Annotated in this window: 12 protein-coding genes; 8 read left to right on the top strand and 4 right to left on the bottom strand. The window is 68.2% G+C overall.

All coding sequences use genetic code 11. From position 1 onward, the window contains the following. The first annotated feature begins 6 nt into the window (after positions 1 to 6). From ACOQFL_RS15730 to purL, 5 genes are all read left to right on the top strand, one after another. Complete coding sequence (locus tag ACOQFL_RS15730; protein ID WP_435544915.1) at positions 7 to 1344, top strand: 3-oxoacyl-ACP reductase; 1338 nt, start codon at positions 7 to 9, stop codon at positions 1342 to 1344. 128 nt (positions 1345 to 1472) lie between these two features. Beyond that, positions 1473 to 2357, top strand: a complete 885-nt coding sequence (locus ACOQFL_RS15735) for a MaoC/PaaZ C-terminal domain-containing protein (protein ID WP_435544916.1) — start codon at positions 1473 to 1475, stop codon at positions 2355 to 2357. A gap of 126 nt (positions 2358 to 2483) precedes the next feature. Beyond that, entirely contained in the window at positions 2484 to 2723 is a 240-nt protein-coding gene (gene purS, locus ACOQFL_RS15740) for a phosphoribosylformylglycinamidine synthase subunit PurS (protein WP_435544917.1), read from the top strand. Beyond that, a complete protein-coding gene (gene purQ, locus ACOQFL_RS15745) occupies positions 2720 to 3406 on the top strand; it encodes a phosphoribosylformylglycinamidine synthase subunit PurQ (protein ID WP_435544918.1) in 687 nt (228 codons plus the stop codon). Before purS ends, purQ begins: the two co-directional genes overlap by 4 nt. After that, positions 3403 to 5736, top strand: coding sequence for a phosphoribosylformylglycinamidine synthase subunit PurL (gene purL / locus ACOQFL_RS15750; RefSeq protein WP_435544919.1), 2334 nt, complete (start codon positions 3403 to 3405; stop codon positions 5734 to 5736). The genes purQ and purL overlap by 4 nt, the downstream gene beginning before the upstream one ends. 167 nt (positions 5737 to 5903) lie before the next feature. Here the strand turns inward: purL and ACOQFL_RS15755 are convergent, their stop codons facing one another. Further along, positions 5904 to 6722 (bottom strand): lysozyme, encoded by an 819-nt coding sequence (locus tag ACOQFL_RS15755; protein WP_435544920.1) that lies wholly within the window; start codon positions 6720 to 6722, stop codon positions 5904 to 5906. A gap of 373 nt (positions 6723 to 7095) precedes the next feature. Here ACOQFL_RS15755 and ACOQFL_RS15760 point away from each other — a divergent pair, with 373 nt between their 5' ends. Then, positions 7096 to 9273: a putative bifunctional diguanylate cyclase/phosphodiesterase gene (locus ACOQFL_RS15760; RefSeq protein ID WP_435544921.1), complete on the top strand. Its 2178-nt coding sequence runs from the start codon at positions 7096 to 7098 to the stop codon at positions 9271 to 9273. A 133-nt stretch (positions 9274 to 9406) separates the two neighbouring features. Here the strand turns inward: ACOQFL_RS15760 and ACOQFL_RS15765 are convergent, their stop codons facing one another. Further along, positions 9407 to 10258, bottom strand: a complete 852-nt coding sequence (locus tag ACOQFL_RS15765; RefSeq protein WP_435544922.1) for a GGDEF domain-containing protein — start codon at positions 10256 to 10258, stop codon at positions 9407 to 9409. 524 nt (positions 10259 to 10782) lie between these two features. Here ACOQFL_RS15765 and ACOQFL_RS15770 point away from each other — a divergent pair. Beyond that, positions 10783 to 12159, top strand: a complete 1377-nt coding sequence (locus tag ACOQFL_RS15770; protein ID WP_435544923.1) for a glycosyltransferase 87 family protein — start codon at positions 10783 to 10785, stop codon at positions 12157 to 12159. 230 nt (positions 12160 to 12389) lie between these two features. On the opposite strand, the gene ACOQFL_RS15775 is transcribed toward ACOQFL_RS15770, so the two are convergent. Together ACOQFL_RS15775 and ACOQFL_RS15780 are read right to left on the bottom strand one after the other, a co-directional pair. After that, positions 12390 to 13835: a hypothetical protein gene (locus tag ACOQFL_RS15775; RefSeq protein WP_435544924.1), complete on the bottom strand. Its 1446-nt coding sequence runs from the start codon at positions 13833 to 13835 to the stop codon at positions 12390 to 12392. A gap of 221 nt (positions 13836 to 14056) precedes the next feature. Beyond that, complete coding sequence (locus tag ACOQFL_RS15780) at positions 14057 to 15298, bottom strand: hypothetical protein (protein WP_435544925.1); 1242 nt, start codon at positions 15296 to 15298, stop codon at positions 14057 to 14059. Positions 15299 to 15631: 333 nt separating this feature from the next. Between ACOQFL_RS15780 and ACOQFL_RS15785 the strand changes: the two genes are divergently transcribed. Next, on the top strand, positions 15632 to 16783 hold the full coding sequence (locus tag ACOQFL_RS15785; protein ID WP_435544926.1) for an AI-2E family transporter: 1152 nt from the start codon (positions 15632 to 15634) through the stop codon (positions 16781 to 16783). Positions 16784 to 16948 lie beyond the last annotated feature (165 nt).

The raw sequence follows: 16948 nt of genomic DNA on the forward strand, positions 1-16948 counted from the left end.
CTCGTAATGGCGGATCCGTACAGCAAGCTGGTCACATCCCGGTACGGGCGGCGGTTGGCCAACAGTCTCGGGCTGCCCACCCCCACACCACTGCGCAGGTACCGACCGGGTGACCCGCTCGTCTCCGGCCCCGTACTGCTCGGGGAAGCCGAAGGGGGCCGGCTCGGCGAAGCCGTGTCCGAGACCCTGCGGGAGGCGAACGCCGAGGTGCACCGCACCCGGGACGACGACGCCGAGTACGCGGCACTGGTCTTCGACGCCACCGGAATCGCGGCCAGCACGGAGCTCGGGCAACTGCACGAGTTCTTCGGCCCCACGATCCGACGCGTGGGCAGGTGCGGCCGACTGATCGTGCTCGGCACCCCGCCGGAGGAGATCGACGACCCCGCGGAACGAACCGCGCAGCGCGCGCTGGAAGGATTCGTGCGCACCGCGGGCAAGGAACTCAAACGCGGCGCCACCGCCCAACTGGTCCACGTCTCCCGGGGCGGCGAACGGACGATCGACTCCACACTGCGCTTCCTGCTCTCGTCGAAATCGGCGTTCGTCTCCGGCCAGGTGATCCGCGTCGGAGCGGCCGAGGCACCCACCGCCGACGAAGCGCTACCGCTGCGCGAGAAGGTCGCGCTGGTCACCGGCGCCTCCCGCGGCATCGGCGCCGCCATCGCCGAAACCCTGGCCAGGGACGGGGCCCACGTGGTGTGCCTGGACGTCCCCGCCCAGGGGGAAAACCTGGCCGAGGTGGCCAACCGGATCGGCGGTTCGACGCTGCAGCTCGACATCACAGCCGAGGACGCGCCCCGGCAGCTGATCGAACACGTCGAACAGCGGCACGAGGGGCTCGACATCGTGGTGCACAACGCGGGCATCACGCGGGACAAGACCATCGGCCGGATGAGCCGGGACCAGTGGGAAGCGGTGCTGCGGGTCAACCTCGCCGCCCAGGAACGGATAAACACCGCCCTGCTGGCCGATTCCTCCCCACTCCGCGGCGGCGGCAGGCTGGTCGGGATCGCCTCCATCAGCGGCATCGCGGGCAACGTCGGACAGGCGAACTACGCGACCTCCAAGGCGGGGGTGATCGGCCACGTGCGGGCACTCGCGCCGCGCGCCGCGGCACGCGGTGTGACGATCAACGCCGTGGCCCCCGGATTCATCGAGACGGCGATGACCGCGGCCGTACCGCTGTTCGTGCGTGAGGCGGGCCGCCGGATGAACAGCCTCTCGCAGGGCGGACTGCCGATCGACGTCGCCGAGACCATCGCCTACTACGCGGATCCGGGGTCGGCCGGAGTCAACGGCAACGTGGTCCGCGTATGCGGGCAGAGCCTGTTGGGGGCTTGAGAGTTTCGGCGGCTCGGTGGTCGCAGGGGGTCGGGTGGCGGAACCTCTCGCACGGCTCTCGCCGCGGGTGCCCCGACATCGGGTAACGACGATCCAGATGAGCTATTACCGCGGGAAGGTGAGGCGAAGTGCCGACCGAGGAACTGACCGAGGCGCCGAATCTCGGCGCGCTCTACCTCAAGGCGGCGGGAACCACGCCGCTGCGGCGGGGCGGGAGGGACGCCGAACTCCCGGACACCGAGTACGTCCGCTCCGGAATCACGATCGACCGGGAACACCTGGCGGACTACAACCGGCTTTGCGGGTTCGGCACCCGTGACGAGCTGCCGATCACTTATCCGCACATCACCTCGTTCCCACTGGCCATGCGGCTGATGACCGACCGGGACTTCCCGTACCCGCTGGTCGGTCTGGTGCACGTGGCGAACCGCATCACGCGGTACGAGCCGATGTCGGTGACCGACTCGATGACCCAGCGGGTGCGGCTGGCGAACCCGCGCCGCCACCCGAAGGGCCGGCAGTTCGACGTGATCACCGAGACCAGCGTCGACGACCGGCTCGTCTGGAGCGAGACGAGCACGTACCTGCGGCGGAGCGCCTCGGACGACTCCGTCCCCCGGCCCGAGGGAGTTCCGGAGGTGACCGCCGGTTCTCCTACGGCGGTCTGGCGGCTGCCCGCGAACCTCGGCAGGCGCTACGCGGCCGTCTCCGGCGACCGCAATCCGATCCACCTGCACCCACTCACGGCCAAGGCGTTCGGGTTCCCGCGAACCATCGCGCACGGCATGTGGTCCAAGGCGCGCTGTCTCGCCGCCTTCGAGGGCAGAGTGCCCGAGGCCTGCACGGTCGAGGTGGAGTTCGCCAAACCGGTGCTGCTTCCCTCCAAGGTGGACTTCACCGAACAGCCCGGCACCGAGCAGCCCGGCGACTCGGACTCGGCGAAGCTCTTCGCGCTGCACTCCGCCTCGGGCAAACCGCACCTGAAGGGACGGCTGCACGGCCTGCCCGAGTGACCCAGCTCCCACCTGGTCCCCGGCCGCCCGAGGGGAACTCGCAGGTCAGTTACGCTTTGCTCGTAACGCCGACCATCCGCGCCCGCGGTAGCGGGGCGGATCCGCACAGTTTCCGGAGCGACGCCCGTGGCCCGAGTCGTTGTCGACGTAATGCCGAAGCAGGAGATCCTCGATCCGCAGGGACAGGCGGTTGCCAACGCACTGCCCCGGCAGGGATTCGAAGGAATCTCGCAAGTCCGTCAGGGGAAGCGGTTCGAGCTGGAGGTCGACGACGGCGTCGACGATGACACGCTCGCCCGCATCGCGGAGAACTTCCTGGCCAACCCCGTGATCGAGGACTGGGCCGTGCGCCGGGTGGAATCGTGAGCGCCGCCGGGGCCAGGATCGGGGTCATCACCTTTCCGGGCTCGCTGGACGACGGCGACGCCCGCCGCGCGGTGCGCCGGGCGGGTGCCTCGGACGTGGCGCTGTGGCACGGTGACGCCGAGCTGCACGGAGTGGACGCCGTGATCGTCCCAGGCGGGTTCAGCTACGGCGACTACCTGCGTTGCGGCGCCATCGCCAAGTTCGCGCCGGTCATGACCGAGGTGGTGCGCGCCGCCGGGCAGGGCATGCCGGTGCTCGGCGTCTGCAACGGGTTCCAGGTGTTGTGCGAGGCCGGGCTGCTGCCCGGCGTGCTGACCCGCAACTCGGGGCTGCACTACGTCTGCCGCGACCAGTGGCTGCGCGTGGACAACAACACCAGCAGCTGGACCACCCGCTACGAACCCGGCGCCGAGCTGCTGATCCCGATCAAGCACGGCGAGGGCCGCTACGTGGCCGAGGACCCGGTGCTGGACCGCCTGGAGGGCGAGGGCCGAGTCCTGTTCCGTTACGTGGGCGGCAACCCGAACGGCTCACGACGCGACATCGCCGGAATCACCGACGAACGCGGCAGGGTGGCCGGGCTGATGCCCCACCCCGAGCACGCCGTCGATCCACTCACGGGGCCCACCGACGACGGCCTCGGCATGTTCCTGTCCGCCCTCGACACCCTGGTGGCAGCATGACCGACCCCACCCGCGAAGCCGCGACGCAGGACCCGGCCACGGCGAACGGCACCGAACCGGTGGACAGCGTCGAGCACGCCGCGCGGACCCCCGAACTCGACCAGCCGTACCGCGAACTCGGGCTCGCCGACGACGAGTACGAACGCATCCGCGAGATCCTCGGGAGGCGCCCCACCGAGGCCGAGCTGGCGATGTACTCGGTGATGTGGAGCGAGCACTGCTCCTACAAGTCCTCCAAGACGCACCTGAAGTACTTCGGCGAGACCACCACCGAGGAGATGCGCGCCAAGATGCTGGCGGGCATCGGTGAGAACGCGGGAGTCGTCGACATCGGCGACGGCTGGGCGGTCACGTTCAAGGTGGAAAGCCACAACCACCCCTCGTACGTGGAGCCCTACCAGGGCGCGGCCACCGGTGTCGGAGGCATCGTGCGCGACATCATGGCGATGGGCGCGCGCCCCGTGGCGGTGGCCGACCCGCTGCGGTTCGGTCCGGCCGACGCCGACGACACCCGCCGAGTACTGCCCGGTGTGGTGGAGGGAGTCGGTGGCTACGGCAACTGCCTCGGGCTGCCCAACATCGGCGGCGAGGTGGTGTTCGACGAGTCCTACGCACGGAACCCACTGGTCAACGCGATGTGCGTCGGCGTGCTCAAGTCCGACGAACTGCAGCTGGCACACGCCACCGGGGCGGGCAACAAGGTGATCCTGTTCGGTGCCCGCACCGGGTTGGACGGCATCGGTGGGGTCTCGGTGCTGGCCTCGGAGACCTTCAGCGGCGACGAGACCGGCAGCGGCCGCAAGAAGCTGCCCAGTGTGCAGGTGGGCGACCCCTTCACCGAGAAGGTGCTCATCGAGTGCTGTCTGGAGCTCTACGGCTCGGACCTGGTCGTGGGGGTCCAGGACCTCGGCGGGGCCGGACTCTCCTGCGCCACCTCCGAGCTGGCCGCCGCGGGTGACGGCGGCATGCGGATCGATCTGGACACGGTGCCGCTGCGGGCCGAGGGGATGAACCCGGCCGAGATCCTGTCCAGCGAGTCGCAGGAACGGATGTGCGCGATCGTCCGCCCCGAGGACGTGGACTCGTTCATGGCGGTCTGCGGCAAGTGGGACGTGACGGCGACGGTTATCGGCGAGGTCACCGACGAGGAGCACCTGCGGATCGACTGGCGGGGTGAGTGCGTGGTCGACGTCCCGCCCCGGACCGTGGCCGACGAGGGGCCGGTCTATCAGCGCCCGGTGCGGCGTCCCGCGGAACAGGACCTGATCGCCGCGGACGACGCGAACACCCTGTCGCGTCCGACCACGGCGGACGAGCTGCGCGAGACCGTGCTGCGGATGGCGGCCTCGCCCAACCTGTGCTCCCGGGAATGGGTGACCGGCCAGTACGACCACTACGTGCGAGGCAACACCGTGCTGGCGCAGCCCTCCGACGGGGGCGTGCTGCGGGTGGACGAGGAGACCGGCCGCGGCATCGCCGTGGCCACCGACTGCAACGCCCGCTACACCAGGCTCGCCCCCTACGAGGGCGCGCGGCTGGCGCTGGCCGAGGCCTACCGCAACGTCGCGGTCACGGGCTCGAAGCCGGTGGCGGTCACCAACTGCCTCAACTTCGGCTCGGCCGAGGACCCGGCGGTGATGTGGCAGTTCCAGCAGTCCGTGCGGGGACTGGCCGACGCGGCCGCCGAACTCGGCATCCCGGTCACCGGCGGCAACGTGAGCTTCTACAACCAGACCGGTGGTGACCCGATCCTGCCGACACCGGTCGCCGGGGTGCTCGGGGTCATCGACGACGTGACCGCCCGGATCCCGACCGGCATCGGAGCGGCGCCCGGTGAGTCGCTGCTGCTGTTGGGGGACACCCGTGAGGAGTTCGGCGGTTCCGAGTGGAGCCGGGTGGTGCATGGCCACCTCGGCGGCACCCCGCCGCGAGTGGACCTGGCCCGGGAACGGCTGCTCGCCGATGTGCTGGGGATCGGTTCACGGGACGGGTTGATCTCGGCCGCGCACGATCTCTCCGAGGGCGGACTGGCCCAGGCGCTGGTGGAGATGTCGCTGATCGGGGAGACCGGGGCGCGGATCGTGCTGCCGGAGGAGGCGGATCCGTTCGTGTGGCTGTTCGCCGAGTCGGCGGGCCGGGTCGCGGTGTCGGTGCCGCGTGGGGCGGAACTGAAGTTCACCGAGCTCTGCTCGGCCCGTGGGCTACCGTGTTCGAAGATCGGCGTGGTGGACGGCGAGTCGGGGGCACTGGAGATCCAGGGCGTCGGCGACATTCCGCTGTCGGAGCTGCGGGAGGCGTGGGAAGGCACGCTTCCCCGCCTGTTCGGTTGATCGTTTCCGGGTGAGTGCCGTCGACACCGACGCATGTCGGCGGCACTCGTCTCCCGGAACTCGTAGCGGTGGTTGTTCGGGTGGTCGGGTTCGACGCCCGGGTCGGCGTCGCACGGTCGCGGGCCGACTTCCGAACGGCAGAGCTCCACCCGAGGGCACGGGAGTTCTCACCCGCGGGCCAACCGCTCGAGCTGCTTGTAGGAACCGTTGAACAGGTTCTTGTCCAACGGGGACGAGGTGTACTGCCAGAAGGTGTGGAACCCCCAGCCGTGCGGTAGCGGACCGATGTAGTCGTTGTAGCGCGCGACCCACAGTGGATTGGTGTCGCCGAAGTCCGAGGCCACGCACTTGTTCCACCAGCTGGTGCTGGTGTAGATGGTGGGATACCTGCCGGTCAGTTTCCGATAGGTGTCGCTGAAGTCCCGGATCCAGGCCGTCATGGCCCTCTTGCTCTTGCCGTAGCAGGTGGGGCCGTACGGGTTGTACTCGATGTCCAACGCGCCGGGCAGGGTTTTGCCGTCGTCGGACCAGCCGCCGCCGTTGGCGACGAAGTAGCGCGCCTGGGCGGCGCCACCGGACCGGTCGGGCAGCGCGAAGTGATACGCCCCCCGGATCATTCCGACCTTGTACGAGCCGGTGTACTGGTGATTGAAGTCCGGACTGGTGTAGCCGGTCCCCTCGGTTGCCTTGACGTAGGCGAACCGCATTCCCTTGTTCCACCAGTGTCGCCAGTTGACCCAGTTCTGGTGACCGCTCACGTCCATCCCCTTGACCGAGGGATTGCGCGCCATGGCGGGAGCGGCGGACGGATCACCCCCCTCGTGTTCACGGATCTGCGAACCCATCTCGTGACCCGCCCGCTCCCGAACCGACGACGATTCGCTCACGGCCTGCGCGGAGCTCCCCAGCAGCAGTGCCGTGCCGAACAACGCTGCTAAGGCCACGGTCAGCGCTCGGGCGCGGCCACATCCCCTCGAACCGTGCATGATTGTCCCCTCGTGCTCGTCCCGCGGCCCGGGGGTGTGGCGTCGGTCCCCACGGGTAACCGCCGTTGTGGAATTCCGGTCGTGCGGGGAAGACTGCGATCGTTCCACCGCGATCAATCCACCGCACCACTAGATATCGTGTTACCTTTTCACCACAACGAGGCAAATCGGACGCCGCGCGTTTCACAAAACTCGACCCGTTCGAGTGACATGATCAGCCGATTCGATCTTCGTCAGCACTTCCCGCCAATTCACAGCGGCTAGCTACCCTGGGCGGCAACAGGTTCCGCGTTCGACCGACGGGTGGCATCGGCCGTATGCTCTCCCCCGTACCTTGCGCGGGCGACTACGAGAAGCGGAGGGCGCCGCGGGCATGACCGGCTGGACAGCGCCTGTTTCAAGCGCTCACGAGGTGACGAGTGTGGACGGACAGCGCAAACGGGATTTCGCCGCTGCCTGGAGCCGGGCGCTCGTGGGGACCAGCTACGTGCCGATGACCGGCGCGGAGATCGAAGAGCTGCTGGAAGGCTACACCGACCAGCTGGTCGAAGCGCTGCTGAGCGAGCCACAGAACACCGACGCCGCGCACGAGATCGGTGCCGAGCTGGTGTCCGTGCACTTCACCGGGGCCGAATCCCTCGCGAGAACGATCGAGAACGTCGGGGAACACATGCTTCCCGCGTTCGGCATCGCGGAGAGCCCCGAGATGCGGACGCGCGTCTCGGCGATACAGTCCGCGATCTCGGCGGGATTCATGCAAGCGGCCCGCAAACGAACCCTGGACGAACAGGAAGCCATCCGCCAGGCCGTACTGGACGCGCGCGACTCCGTCGAACAGGCCCTGCGCACCAGTGAGGCCAGGTTCCGGGCGATCTTCGCCGAAGCCGCCATCGGCATCGGGATCGCCGACACCGAGGGGCGGATCATGGAGGCAAACGCCTCCCTGCGGCGGATCCTGGGACGCACCTCCGAGGAACTGCGCGGCCTGATGGTCTACGACCTGGTGGATCCCGAGGACAACGACACCGTCTGGCGGGTCTACGAGGAACTCGTCCGCGGCGAACGCGAGCAGTACCGGGTCGAGAAACACTTCACTCGCCCGGACGGCAGCAAGTCGTGGACCGAGCTGATCGTGTCGCTGGTGCGCGGTGAGGACGGCATGCCGCTCTACCAGGTCGCGATGATGGAGGACGTCACCGACCGCAAGATGCTGCAGGACCGGCTGCGGCACCAGGCCCTGCACGACCCGTTGACCGGCCTGCCCAACCGCGCCCTGTTCCTGGACCGGCTCACCGAGGCGCTGCGCGAGGACTCCGAGAGCACGAAGCGCACCGACCGGGTGGCGCTGTGCTACATGGATCTGGACGGTTTCAAGGTCATCAACGACAGTCTCGGACACCACGTGGGTGACGACCTGCTGGTGACCGTGGCCCAGCGTCTCGACGAGGCCGTGCGGGGCGAGGACCGGCTCGTCGCGCGGATGGGCGGGGACGAGTTCGTGATCCTCATCCAGGGATCGCAGGGCACGCAGCAGGCCATCGAAGTGGCCAACCACGTACTGGAAACCCTGGTTTCCCCGATGCGTGTCGGTAACCAGGAGCTCGCGGTCTCGGCCAGCATCGGCATTCTGGAACGCTCCACGGCGGGACAGACACCCGCCGAACTGATGCGCGACGCGGACGTCACGTTGTACTGGGCCAAGGCCGAGGGCAAGAACCAGTGGGCCTTGTTCGACACCGAACGCAACGCGAGCGAGGTCGCGCAGTTCCGCCTCTCGGCCGCCATGCCCGCGGCGCTGGAGCGTGAGGAGTTCTACGTCGACTACCAGCCGCTGGTGGAGCTCGGCGGGTACACCGTCTCCGGTGTGGAGGCGCTGGTGCGGTGGTGGCACCCGGAGCTGGGCAGGCTCGGCCCCGACCGGTTCATCGGTCTCGCCGAGGAGACCGGCATGATCGTCTCGCTGGGGCGCTGGGTACTCGGCAAGGCTTGCGAACAGGCAAAGGCCTGGCAGGACGAGTTCGGGCGGGACGCGCCCTTCATGAGCGTGAACCTGGCCGTGCGGCAGTCCCGGGACCCCAACCTCGTCTCCGACGTCACCGAGATTCTCGACCGGACCGGCCTGGACCCGAGGAAACTGCAGCTGGAGCTGACCGAGAGCGCGATCATGGGTACCGCCGACGAACCGCTCGAGGCCCTTCGCACGCTGTCCCGGATGGGAGTGCGCATCGCGATCGACGACTTCGGCACCGGCTACTCCAACCTGGCCTATCTACGGCACCTGCCAGTGCACGAACTCAAGATCGCCGGTTCGTTCATGGAGGGGCTGGCCGACAGCGACTGTATCGATCCGGTGGATGCCCGGATCGTGAGCACCCTGGTCGACCTGGCACACGCCCTGGGGCTGACCGTGACCGCCGAGGGTGTCGAAACCCGCGCCCAGGCCAAGCGGATGAGCGAGATCGGTTGTGAAACCGGGCAGGGCTGGCTCTTCGCGAAACCGGGTACGCCGGACGCGGTACGAGAACTACTGACCGCCGAACAGCACCGGTGACACCGGAGCGGCCGAGCGAAACCGACTCGAGCCGAGGCCGCCGGAGCGGAGCGACGGCCCGCAGCCGGCCACGGCGGGAGACGCCGTGCCGATTCGGGCCCGTCGCGGGAGCGAGTCGCTCCCGCGGGAGACATCAGTCCTGCAACTGCCGCTCCGCACGACTGATCACCGAATGCACCGAGGCATGACCGTCACTCGTGACCCAGGAGACCCGAACGCTCGGGCGGATCTGTCTGCGCTGCAGCCGCATGGGACGGGCCACCGCACCGCGAGCCCCCTCCGCGATCTCGTCACCGGTCCCGCTGGGATGTTCCACGACCACCGCGAACTCGTCACCACCGAACCGGGCCACGGTGTGCTCGTCGGCGACGCTCTGCCGCAGCCTGGCCGCGATCATGGTCAACAGCTCGTCCCCCTGGGCGAAACCGTAGTCGACGTTGAACTGTTCGAGCCTCCGGACATCCACGAGCACCAACGTGGTCAGGGTGGTCCGACAACGGGAGCGCGCCAGTGCCTGGTCGAGCCTGTCCAGCAACAGCACCCGCCCCGGCAGGCCCGTCAACGGATCCGTCATTCCGCGGGAGTGCGACACGTCGGAATCCACCGGTTGGAGGAACATCAACACCCGCTGTTGCGAACAGGTACGGGTGGGTTGGTAGTCCATCCAGAGGTGTCCACTCGGCTTGCCCTCCCGGGTGATCACGACGGGAGTGGACATCCGGGTACCGGTGCGCAGCACCTGGCTGGTCAGATCGGTCCAGTCGGGCAGTCGCGCTCCGGTACTGTCCCGCATCGCCCAGTCCGCCGGGCGCGAACCGGTGAGCAGATCCGTGCGATCCAGCCGCAGCAGATCCGCGGCGGCGTCGTTCGTGGCCAACACCTGACCCCGCTCGTCGGTGAGCATGAATCCGGCGGTCAGACTCATGATGAGTTCATCCCACACCCCGGTGAACTGGGATACGCCAGTGGCATAGACAACACTCATTCGGAGCTACCCTCCCCACCAGATGGAGCAGTGAATTTGAGCCTCCCCTCGTAGCGGGATCGAATTCAAGGGTTCCGACACCACACGTCATGGTGTTTTTTCGTTGAGTTACTAACACAACGTGAGCACTGTCGAACCCCGGAAACCCGAGGTGATGTTTTCGCGACGGTTCGACGACGTCGAGATGAACCGTGGCGGTCCTCCGGCTTGGTGTCCCGACCTCCTACTCTGGTTGACATCTCGACTGCTGTCCGGGAACGCGTCCCATCCCGAACCATCGGGCCCGCCGAGGGGTCGTCCGACTCACCACCCCGTGGCACGGAGCCCCGTGGCACGAAGCTCCGGCCCGGCACCTCCGAGTCGTGGCGGAACCCGCGGCACGGGCACTCCGCGGCTCGGAGTCCCCGGAAGCCGAGCGGAAACGGACGCGGTTCTCGGACCACCCGACGAACCAGCAGGACCAACAGGACGGTGGCAGTGTGCGGCCGACAACACAATTCCCCGAACGGGGATCACTTGTCAGCATGGTGTACGAACACCGAAAAATACTTTGTGTAATCGCACTGTGCGAGTTCCTCGCGGTGGTCCTCGTCTCGGCCATCGACCCGCACGCACACATCGACGGCGAGGTATACCGCCTCGGAGCACAGGCGTGGTTGAACGGGCAACCGATCTACCACGACCTCCCGCCCACCGAAGTGGGACTGCGGCTCCCGTTCATCTACCCACCGTTCGCGGCTGTCACGTTCACACCACTGGCGCTGGTCTCCAAAACGGTCGCCGTCGCACTGATCATGTTCGTCAGTCACGTCGCCCTGCTCGTCACGCTGTACGTGATTCTTCGAATGGCCGACTTCGGCCCGTCGAACCGACGCACCGTCCTGCTGGTCACCGTCGCGGTGTTGCCGTTGGCCACCCTCGCCGAACCGGTACGGGAAACCCTCACCTACGCACAGATCAACCTGGTACTCATGGCGCTGGTGGCCGTCGACTGCCTGTGGCGGGCGGACGGGCACCGCAAGCTGCCCTACCCCAGAGGAGTGCTGCTCGGCATCGCGGCGGGCCTCAAACTCACACCCGCCGTGTTCCTGCTTTTCTTCCTGCTGCGCCGGGACCTGCGCGCGATCGTGACCACGGTGCTGACCTTCCTGGCGACCGTGGCACTCGGTTTCCTGCTCGCGTTCGACGACGCGCGCGAGTTCTGGCTGCACGAGGTGTTCGCCAGTAGCGACGTTTCGTTCGGACCGCAGTTCACGGGTGACGCCTCGATCTACGCGGGCAACGTCTCGCTGCGCTCGTTGCTGAGCAAACTCGCCGTGCCGGAACCCTGGCTGAGCCTCTGCCTCGGAGTGTTGATCCTGCTGATGGCCGGCTTGGCGGTATTCGGGATGCTGTCGGCGCTACGCGCCCGGAACGGGCAGCGCCGGGATTACTCGACAGCGCTGGTGATCAACGCGGTGTTCGGCCTGCTGATCTCGCCGATCTCCTGGTCACATCACTGGGTGTGGATAGTGCCGGGTCTGGTGCTGCTGTTCGGGCGTGGCTACACCCGGCGCGACTGGCCACTGCTGGTCTCGCTGGGGCTCGCGGTGGAGCTCTACCTGATCGGCCCGCACTGGCTGGTTCCGCAGGGCGACGGCAAGGAGCTCACGTGGAACTTCTTCGAACACCTGATCGGCAACGCGTACGTGTACCTGGGAGTCGGTTTCCTGATTTACCGCGCGTTCCTCGGTTGGCGGGCCCGGTACTCGCATACCGGGACGAGGACACCGGTTTCCAGCGGGAGAAATCCCGGTCCACAGCCGGATACCGAAAGGGCCGACTCCGGTGCCAACGGCTCAGTGGGCTCCGGCCCCGCCGGGAGCACGAGATCGACCACCCCGGACGGGCCCGGAGGTTGAACCGCCGCCGCGACGGCGATCCCGGATGGGAGGCTCCGCCAAACGAGCACCCCGAGCGGAAAACTTCGACGGGACGACAATCGGGGCCGGGGAGTTCCCAGCTCCCCGACCCCGACAACGCCGCCCCGCGGCTACCGACAATCGCCAAGCGGCCCCGCAGGGGCGACAGGACGCGTACTTCCGGGGTGGTCAGTCCCGGCCGTACGCGTGCGCCGAGCCCGCCACGGCGCTCACACGGCACCGACCTTCGGCATACCGTTGGCATCCAGGGCGGGCAGCGGATAGGTGTGCCCGTCGAGCAGCGGCAACGCCATCATCGACGCCGGGGCGGCACCGCGGGCCGTGGGCCGCTCGCGGAACGGGTTGGAAACCACCTGCTGCCGTTCCGGCATCGCGGCGGCCAGCTCGTCCAGCTCACGCACCACCACGCGCGAGAACTCGGGGCGCTCGCTGAAGACCACCTCGTCGTCCTCGGCCGCGTAAACCGGGATAACGGTGGTGGTCTCGACGCTCAACTCGCGTGCGATGCGGGAGAAACCGCCCGTCTCGACGTTGCCGCCGAAGGCGTGGAACTCGCCCAGCGGCTCGGCGAGCTCGGCACCCGCCGGACCGTTCGCCGCCTCGGGGGTGGCGAGCAGGAGTTCCGGCGCCACCAGGGTGGGGACCTGCTCGGCTCGCTGGTGTGCCTCGTTCGGCAGCCGGAGCGGTTCGGCGTCCTCGGTGGGGCGCTCCCCACCCGAATTCGCCGAAAGCACCGAGCGCAGCAGCCCGTGCGGCACCGCACGCAGCTCCGGCCCGGTGTCCAGCCCGGACGAGGTGAGATCGACGGAGTCGGTTAGCAGCAGCCCCGGTGAGTTACGCGACCGCGCGACCGGACCGGTGTGGACGATCCCCTCCCCGCGGGGTGCTGCCAGCTCAGGAGCCACGGCCGGGTCGATGTGCGGCCTCACCAACGCGACGGGCAGCATCTCGAGGGTGCTGTCGTCGACGTGCGGCCGGTTATCGACTCGCGGCCGGGCATCGACGAGCGTGTCGACGATCTCGCCGATCGGCCCGGACCAGCTCAGCGAGCGGTGGAAGCCGTCCGCCGGTTTGCTCTCCTGGGCCGCGTGCCTCCCGCGGGAACGTTCCCTGGGCTGAGCCTCGACGCGGGCGGCGGTCCGGAGCGGAGCGGAGCGTGCCACATCCGTGCGCCAGGACAACTCGGGCAGCGCGGTGGACGGACCCGCACGGGGGGGTTCGATCGGCAGGCGTTCCGTCGATTCCGTACGAGGCGGGATCCAGTGCTGCCGGGCGGTCTGTTCGACGGTCTGTTCGACATCGGGCTCCGGCGCATCGGTGATGCGCGGGATCCGCTGGGTGCGCTCGTTGTCGACCTCGGGTGGGACGTCGCGTATGGGTTCGATGACACCGACGAGGGTGTCGGCAGTGGCGTTGGCGATCGTGTCCCGGAGCGGGTCCTTGCCGTCCTCCGGGAACAACTCGCCCGCGAAGCACAGCCCACTGCGGCTGGGAGTACCGTCTCCGGCCGCTTCGGCCGGAGTCAACGGGTCACCGAGCGGTGAGGTGGGACGGTCCGGGCAGTTCCCGGACGCCGCGGCGACACCGGTACCGGCCGCGAGCATTCCGCCGGTCACCAGCGCTGCTTGTACGCCTCGCCTAGCCCAACTCTGCATGGAACTCTCCTCCGATTCCTTTCCCGCGATACAGGAGTGCCCCTGCACGCAAGCTCTGCGAAAACTGCGATTGCCGAATGACCCGATCGAGCGAGCCCGGATTCCGGTTCAGGTAACGCTCGGGGTCGAAGTCGCGGAGGGCGAAAAACACTTCTCGGGTGCGACGGTGAGTGGAGATCACTCGAACCGGCCCGAGGCGGTCCGCCACGGCGGACCGAGAATCAGTCGGGAGTGGTACCCGGTTGCGGCCCCTCGGGGCTCGCGGGGTCGTAAACATTGGCGCGTGTTATGGCGCCGAGCGAGGGGACGGCGGAGCGTGAAACGGGAAGCGAATCCCCGAGACCGTAGCCGCCGTGCGAACCGCCGCCGGAGGTGTTGGTGTCCGTGCCGCAACCACAGTTACCGGACTGGAAGGGGAATTTCCCGCCACGATTCTTCACGGGCGCCCCGTCGCGTTCGGAGCGCGATTCGTGATCCAGCCAAGCGATGTTCCGGTCGATCGCGGCGAGCACCGCGGCTTCCCCGGGGCCGGACGCGGAATCGGACGCCCCGGTGGCGTTCGAACGGGGTTCATCGGAGTTCTCGCCGGGATGTGTGGCAGACGCACCATCATCCGGTAGTGCCGCGGTTCCCTTGCCGATCTCCCCGGCGGGTTCGTCCGGAAACTCGTCCGGTTTCTTCCCGGAGACCGTTTCGCGTAGCGAGTCGTGCAGTTCTCCCAGGCCCGACTCGACCGCTCCGGTGAGCGATTCCTCGCCCGTGGTCCCGGAAATCAAGGTGCCCGCCACTCGTTCGACGGGGTGCAGCAGCGGATCGACCTCGCGTCGCGCGGTACGTAGCCCGTCGGAAACGGAGTCGGACAGCCGATCGGTGGTTCCCCGGAGTCCGTCGCGACCCAGTACGGTCCGGAGTGGACCGTTTTCTCCGCTGCTTTCTTCGCTGCTTTCTTCGCCGTTTTCCCGAGCGCGGTCGGATCGTACGGAAACGGTCGGGGGAGTCTGGAGTCGAGCGATCCGGGACCGATCAGCCTGGGCTCGATCGACCTCGGTCGGCTTCTCGGATACTCGGGCTTCCGCACCGCCCCCGACCGTCCTGCCGGCCGGATCCACTGTGGCCGTTCGGCCGCAAGCTTCGGTTCCCAGCGCGTTGGAGAGCGTCGACACCGGCCCCGAGCGGTCCCCGTCCGGTTCCGCGCGGGATACGGCCCGCTCCGCCTCGGAGCAGTCGTGAATCTCGGAACCGCCCGTTCCCGCGCCAGGAGAGTGATCGTCGACGTGTCGGATCAGCGCACCGACCTGTCGGAGTGTGCCGTCCTCGGACGGTTTCTCGACCGCCACGGCCTGGGCGGATCCGAAGAGCCAGGCAGCGGAGACGCCGGCCACGGTTCCCCCGACAGCGACCAGCGCGCGGGACAGCCACCGCCGTTGGCGGTCGGCCGTCACCCCCTGCTCGCCGTCGAACATGAACTCCGCAGCCTCCTCGGGACGACATTCCCGCCTGGACGAGCCCGAACGAGGAAGGGCGGTCGAAGACCGGCCACTCCTCGCGTGCGGTCCGCTGCCACGTCGGTCGGGGAACAACGTTCCGTCGACCCGACGGACAACCGAACCGGAGCACGCCCAGCGGATTGCCGACGATCACTCTTCCAAAGACATCCCCCACTTCGCATTCACTCCGCGCTTGGTTCGTCACATCGTGTGACAACACGGTGCGCCGCACAGGTCCCGAATCGGACACGGCACAACCGGAGCCACGAGTCACCACAGTGATCCACCGTGTGCGTATACGGTTGCGGTGTGAGCGCCTTCAAGGTCACGGACTCGGACGAAGCCGCCAGGGTCCCGATCGCGATACGAACGACGGCAGCCCTCAGCTGGCGGGTGTTGGTCATTCTCGGCATGCTGTACGCGCTCGGCTGGCTGGTCGGCAAGCTGTCCGTGGTCGTCATCCCGGTGGCCATCGCGCTGCTGCTGGCCGCGCTGCTGGCTCCGGCCGTGTCGGCGCTGACCAGGTTGCGCGTGCCGCGCTGGCTGGCCACCGCGGTCGTGCTGGTCGGCGGACTCGCCGCCGTGGGCGGCATCCTCACCTTCGTCATCAACGCGTTCATCGCGGGCCTGCCCGATCTGCAACGGCAGCTGACCGTCAGCCTGAACACCGTTCGGGAGTGGGCGGCCACCGGTCCGCTACACCTCGGCGAGGAGCAGATCAACAGATACGTGGACCAGGTCGGGAACTGGCTGCGGGACAACCAGCAACGAATCACCAGCGGAGCGCTGGCCACGGCCACCACCTTCGGCAGCTTTCTGACCGGGATGCTGCTGATGCTGTTCACCCTGATCTTCTTCCTGCACGACGGCAGGCGAATCTGGCTGTTCCTGCTGGGTCCGATGCCGGAACCGTTGCGCTCCCGGCTCGATCTGGCCGGGTCACGGGGATTCGACTCCCTGATCGGCTACATCCGGGCGACCGGCCTGGTGGCGGTCGGTGACGCGTTGGGCATCGGGATCGGGCTGGCCATAATAGGTGTGCCGCTGGTGGTACCGCTGGCGGCGCTGGTGTTCCTCTCGGCGTTCGTCCCGATCGTGGGTGCCGTGGCATCCGGAGCGGTCGCGATACTCGTCGCCCTGGTCGCCGAGGGGCCGATCGCCGCGCTGCTGACGCTCGGAGTGGTGCTGGGCGTGCAGCAGCTCGAGGGAAACGTGCTGCAACCGCTGCTGATCGGCCGTGCGGTGCGGCTGCACCCGCTCGCCGTGGTGCTGGCGATCAGCGTGGGAGCCATAGTGGCCGGCATCATCGGCACGCTGCTGGCGGTACCGGTGCTGGCGATGCTCAACTCCGCCGTCCGCGCGCTGTACGAGGGCGCCGGGCAGGCGGACTCCACCACCGCCACCCTGGAAAGCGGGCGGGAACCTCCCGAAAGCGACAACGAAGAGCCCGCCACCGAATGATTCCGCCTCACGGTTGCCGCGGCTCGGTTGCCGTAGCGGTTCGAGTGGCCCGACGATTTCGTGGGAAATTGACGGAGTTGGGGGCACACCAGCGTGCGGGGGTGTCAATTTCCCGCGAAATCGCCGCCCCCGAGACCGCTGTGGGGACGCGACCATGCGGGTAAG

Source organism: Actinopolyspora sabaoui, assembly GCF_051225635.1.
In the GTDB taxonomy this organism is placed as follows: Bacteria; Actinomycetota; Actinomycetes; order Mycobacteriales; family Pseudonocardiaceae; genus Actinopolyspora.

Bases quoted from the DNA above. Each gene is read 5' to 3' on its own strand.
- ACOQFL_RS15730 (WP_435544915.1), top strand. From the start codon at position 7: ATGGCGGATCCGTACAGCAAGCTGGTCACATCCCGGTACGGGCGGCGG.
- purL (WP_435544919.1), top strand. From the start codon at position 3,403: ATGACCGACCCCACCCGCGAAGCCGCGACGCAGGACCCGGCCACGGCG.
- ACOQFL_RS15755 (WP_435544920.1), bottom strand. From the start codon at position 6,722: ATGCACGGTTCGAGGGGATGTGGCCGCGCCCGAGCGCTGACCGTGGCC.
- ACOQFL_RS15760 (WP_435544921.1), top strand. From the start codon at position 7,096: ATGACCGGCTGGACAGCGCCTGTTTCAAGCGCTCACGAGGTGACGAGT.
- ACOQFL_RS15765 (WP_435544922.1), bottom strand. From the start codon at position 10,258: ATGAGTGTTGTCTATGCCACTGGCGTATCCCAGTTCACCGGGGTGTGG.
- ACOQFL_RS15770 (WP_435544923.1), top strand. From the start codon at position 10,783: ATGGTGTACGAACACCGAAAAATACTTTGTGTAATCGCACTGTGCGAG.
- ACOQFL_RS15775 (WP_435544924.1), bottom strand. From the start codon at position 13,835: ATGCAGAGTTGGGCTAGGCGAGGCGTACAAGCAGCGCTGGTGACCGGC.
- ACOQFL_RS15780 (WP_435544925.1), bottom strand. From the start codon at position 15,298: ATGTTCGACGGCGAGCAGGGGGTGACGGCCGACCGCCAACGGCGGTGG.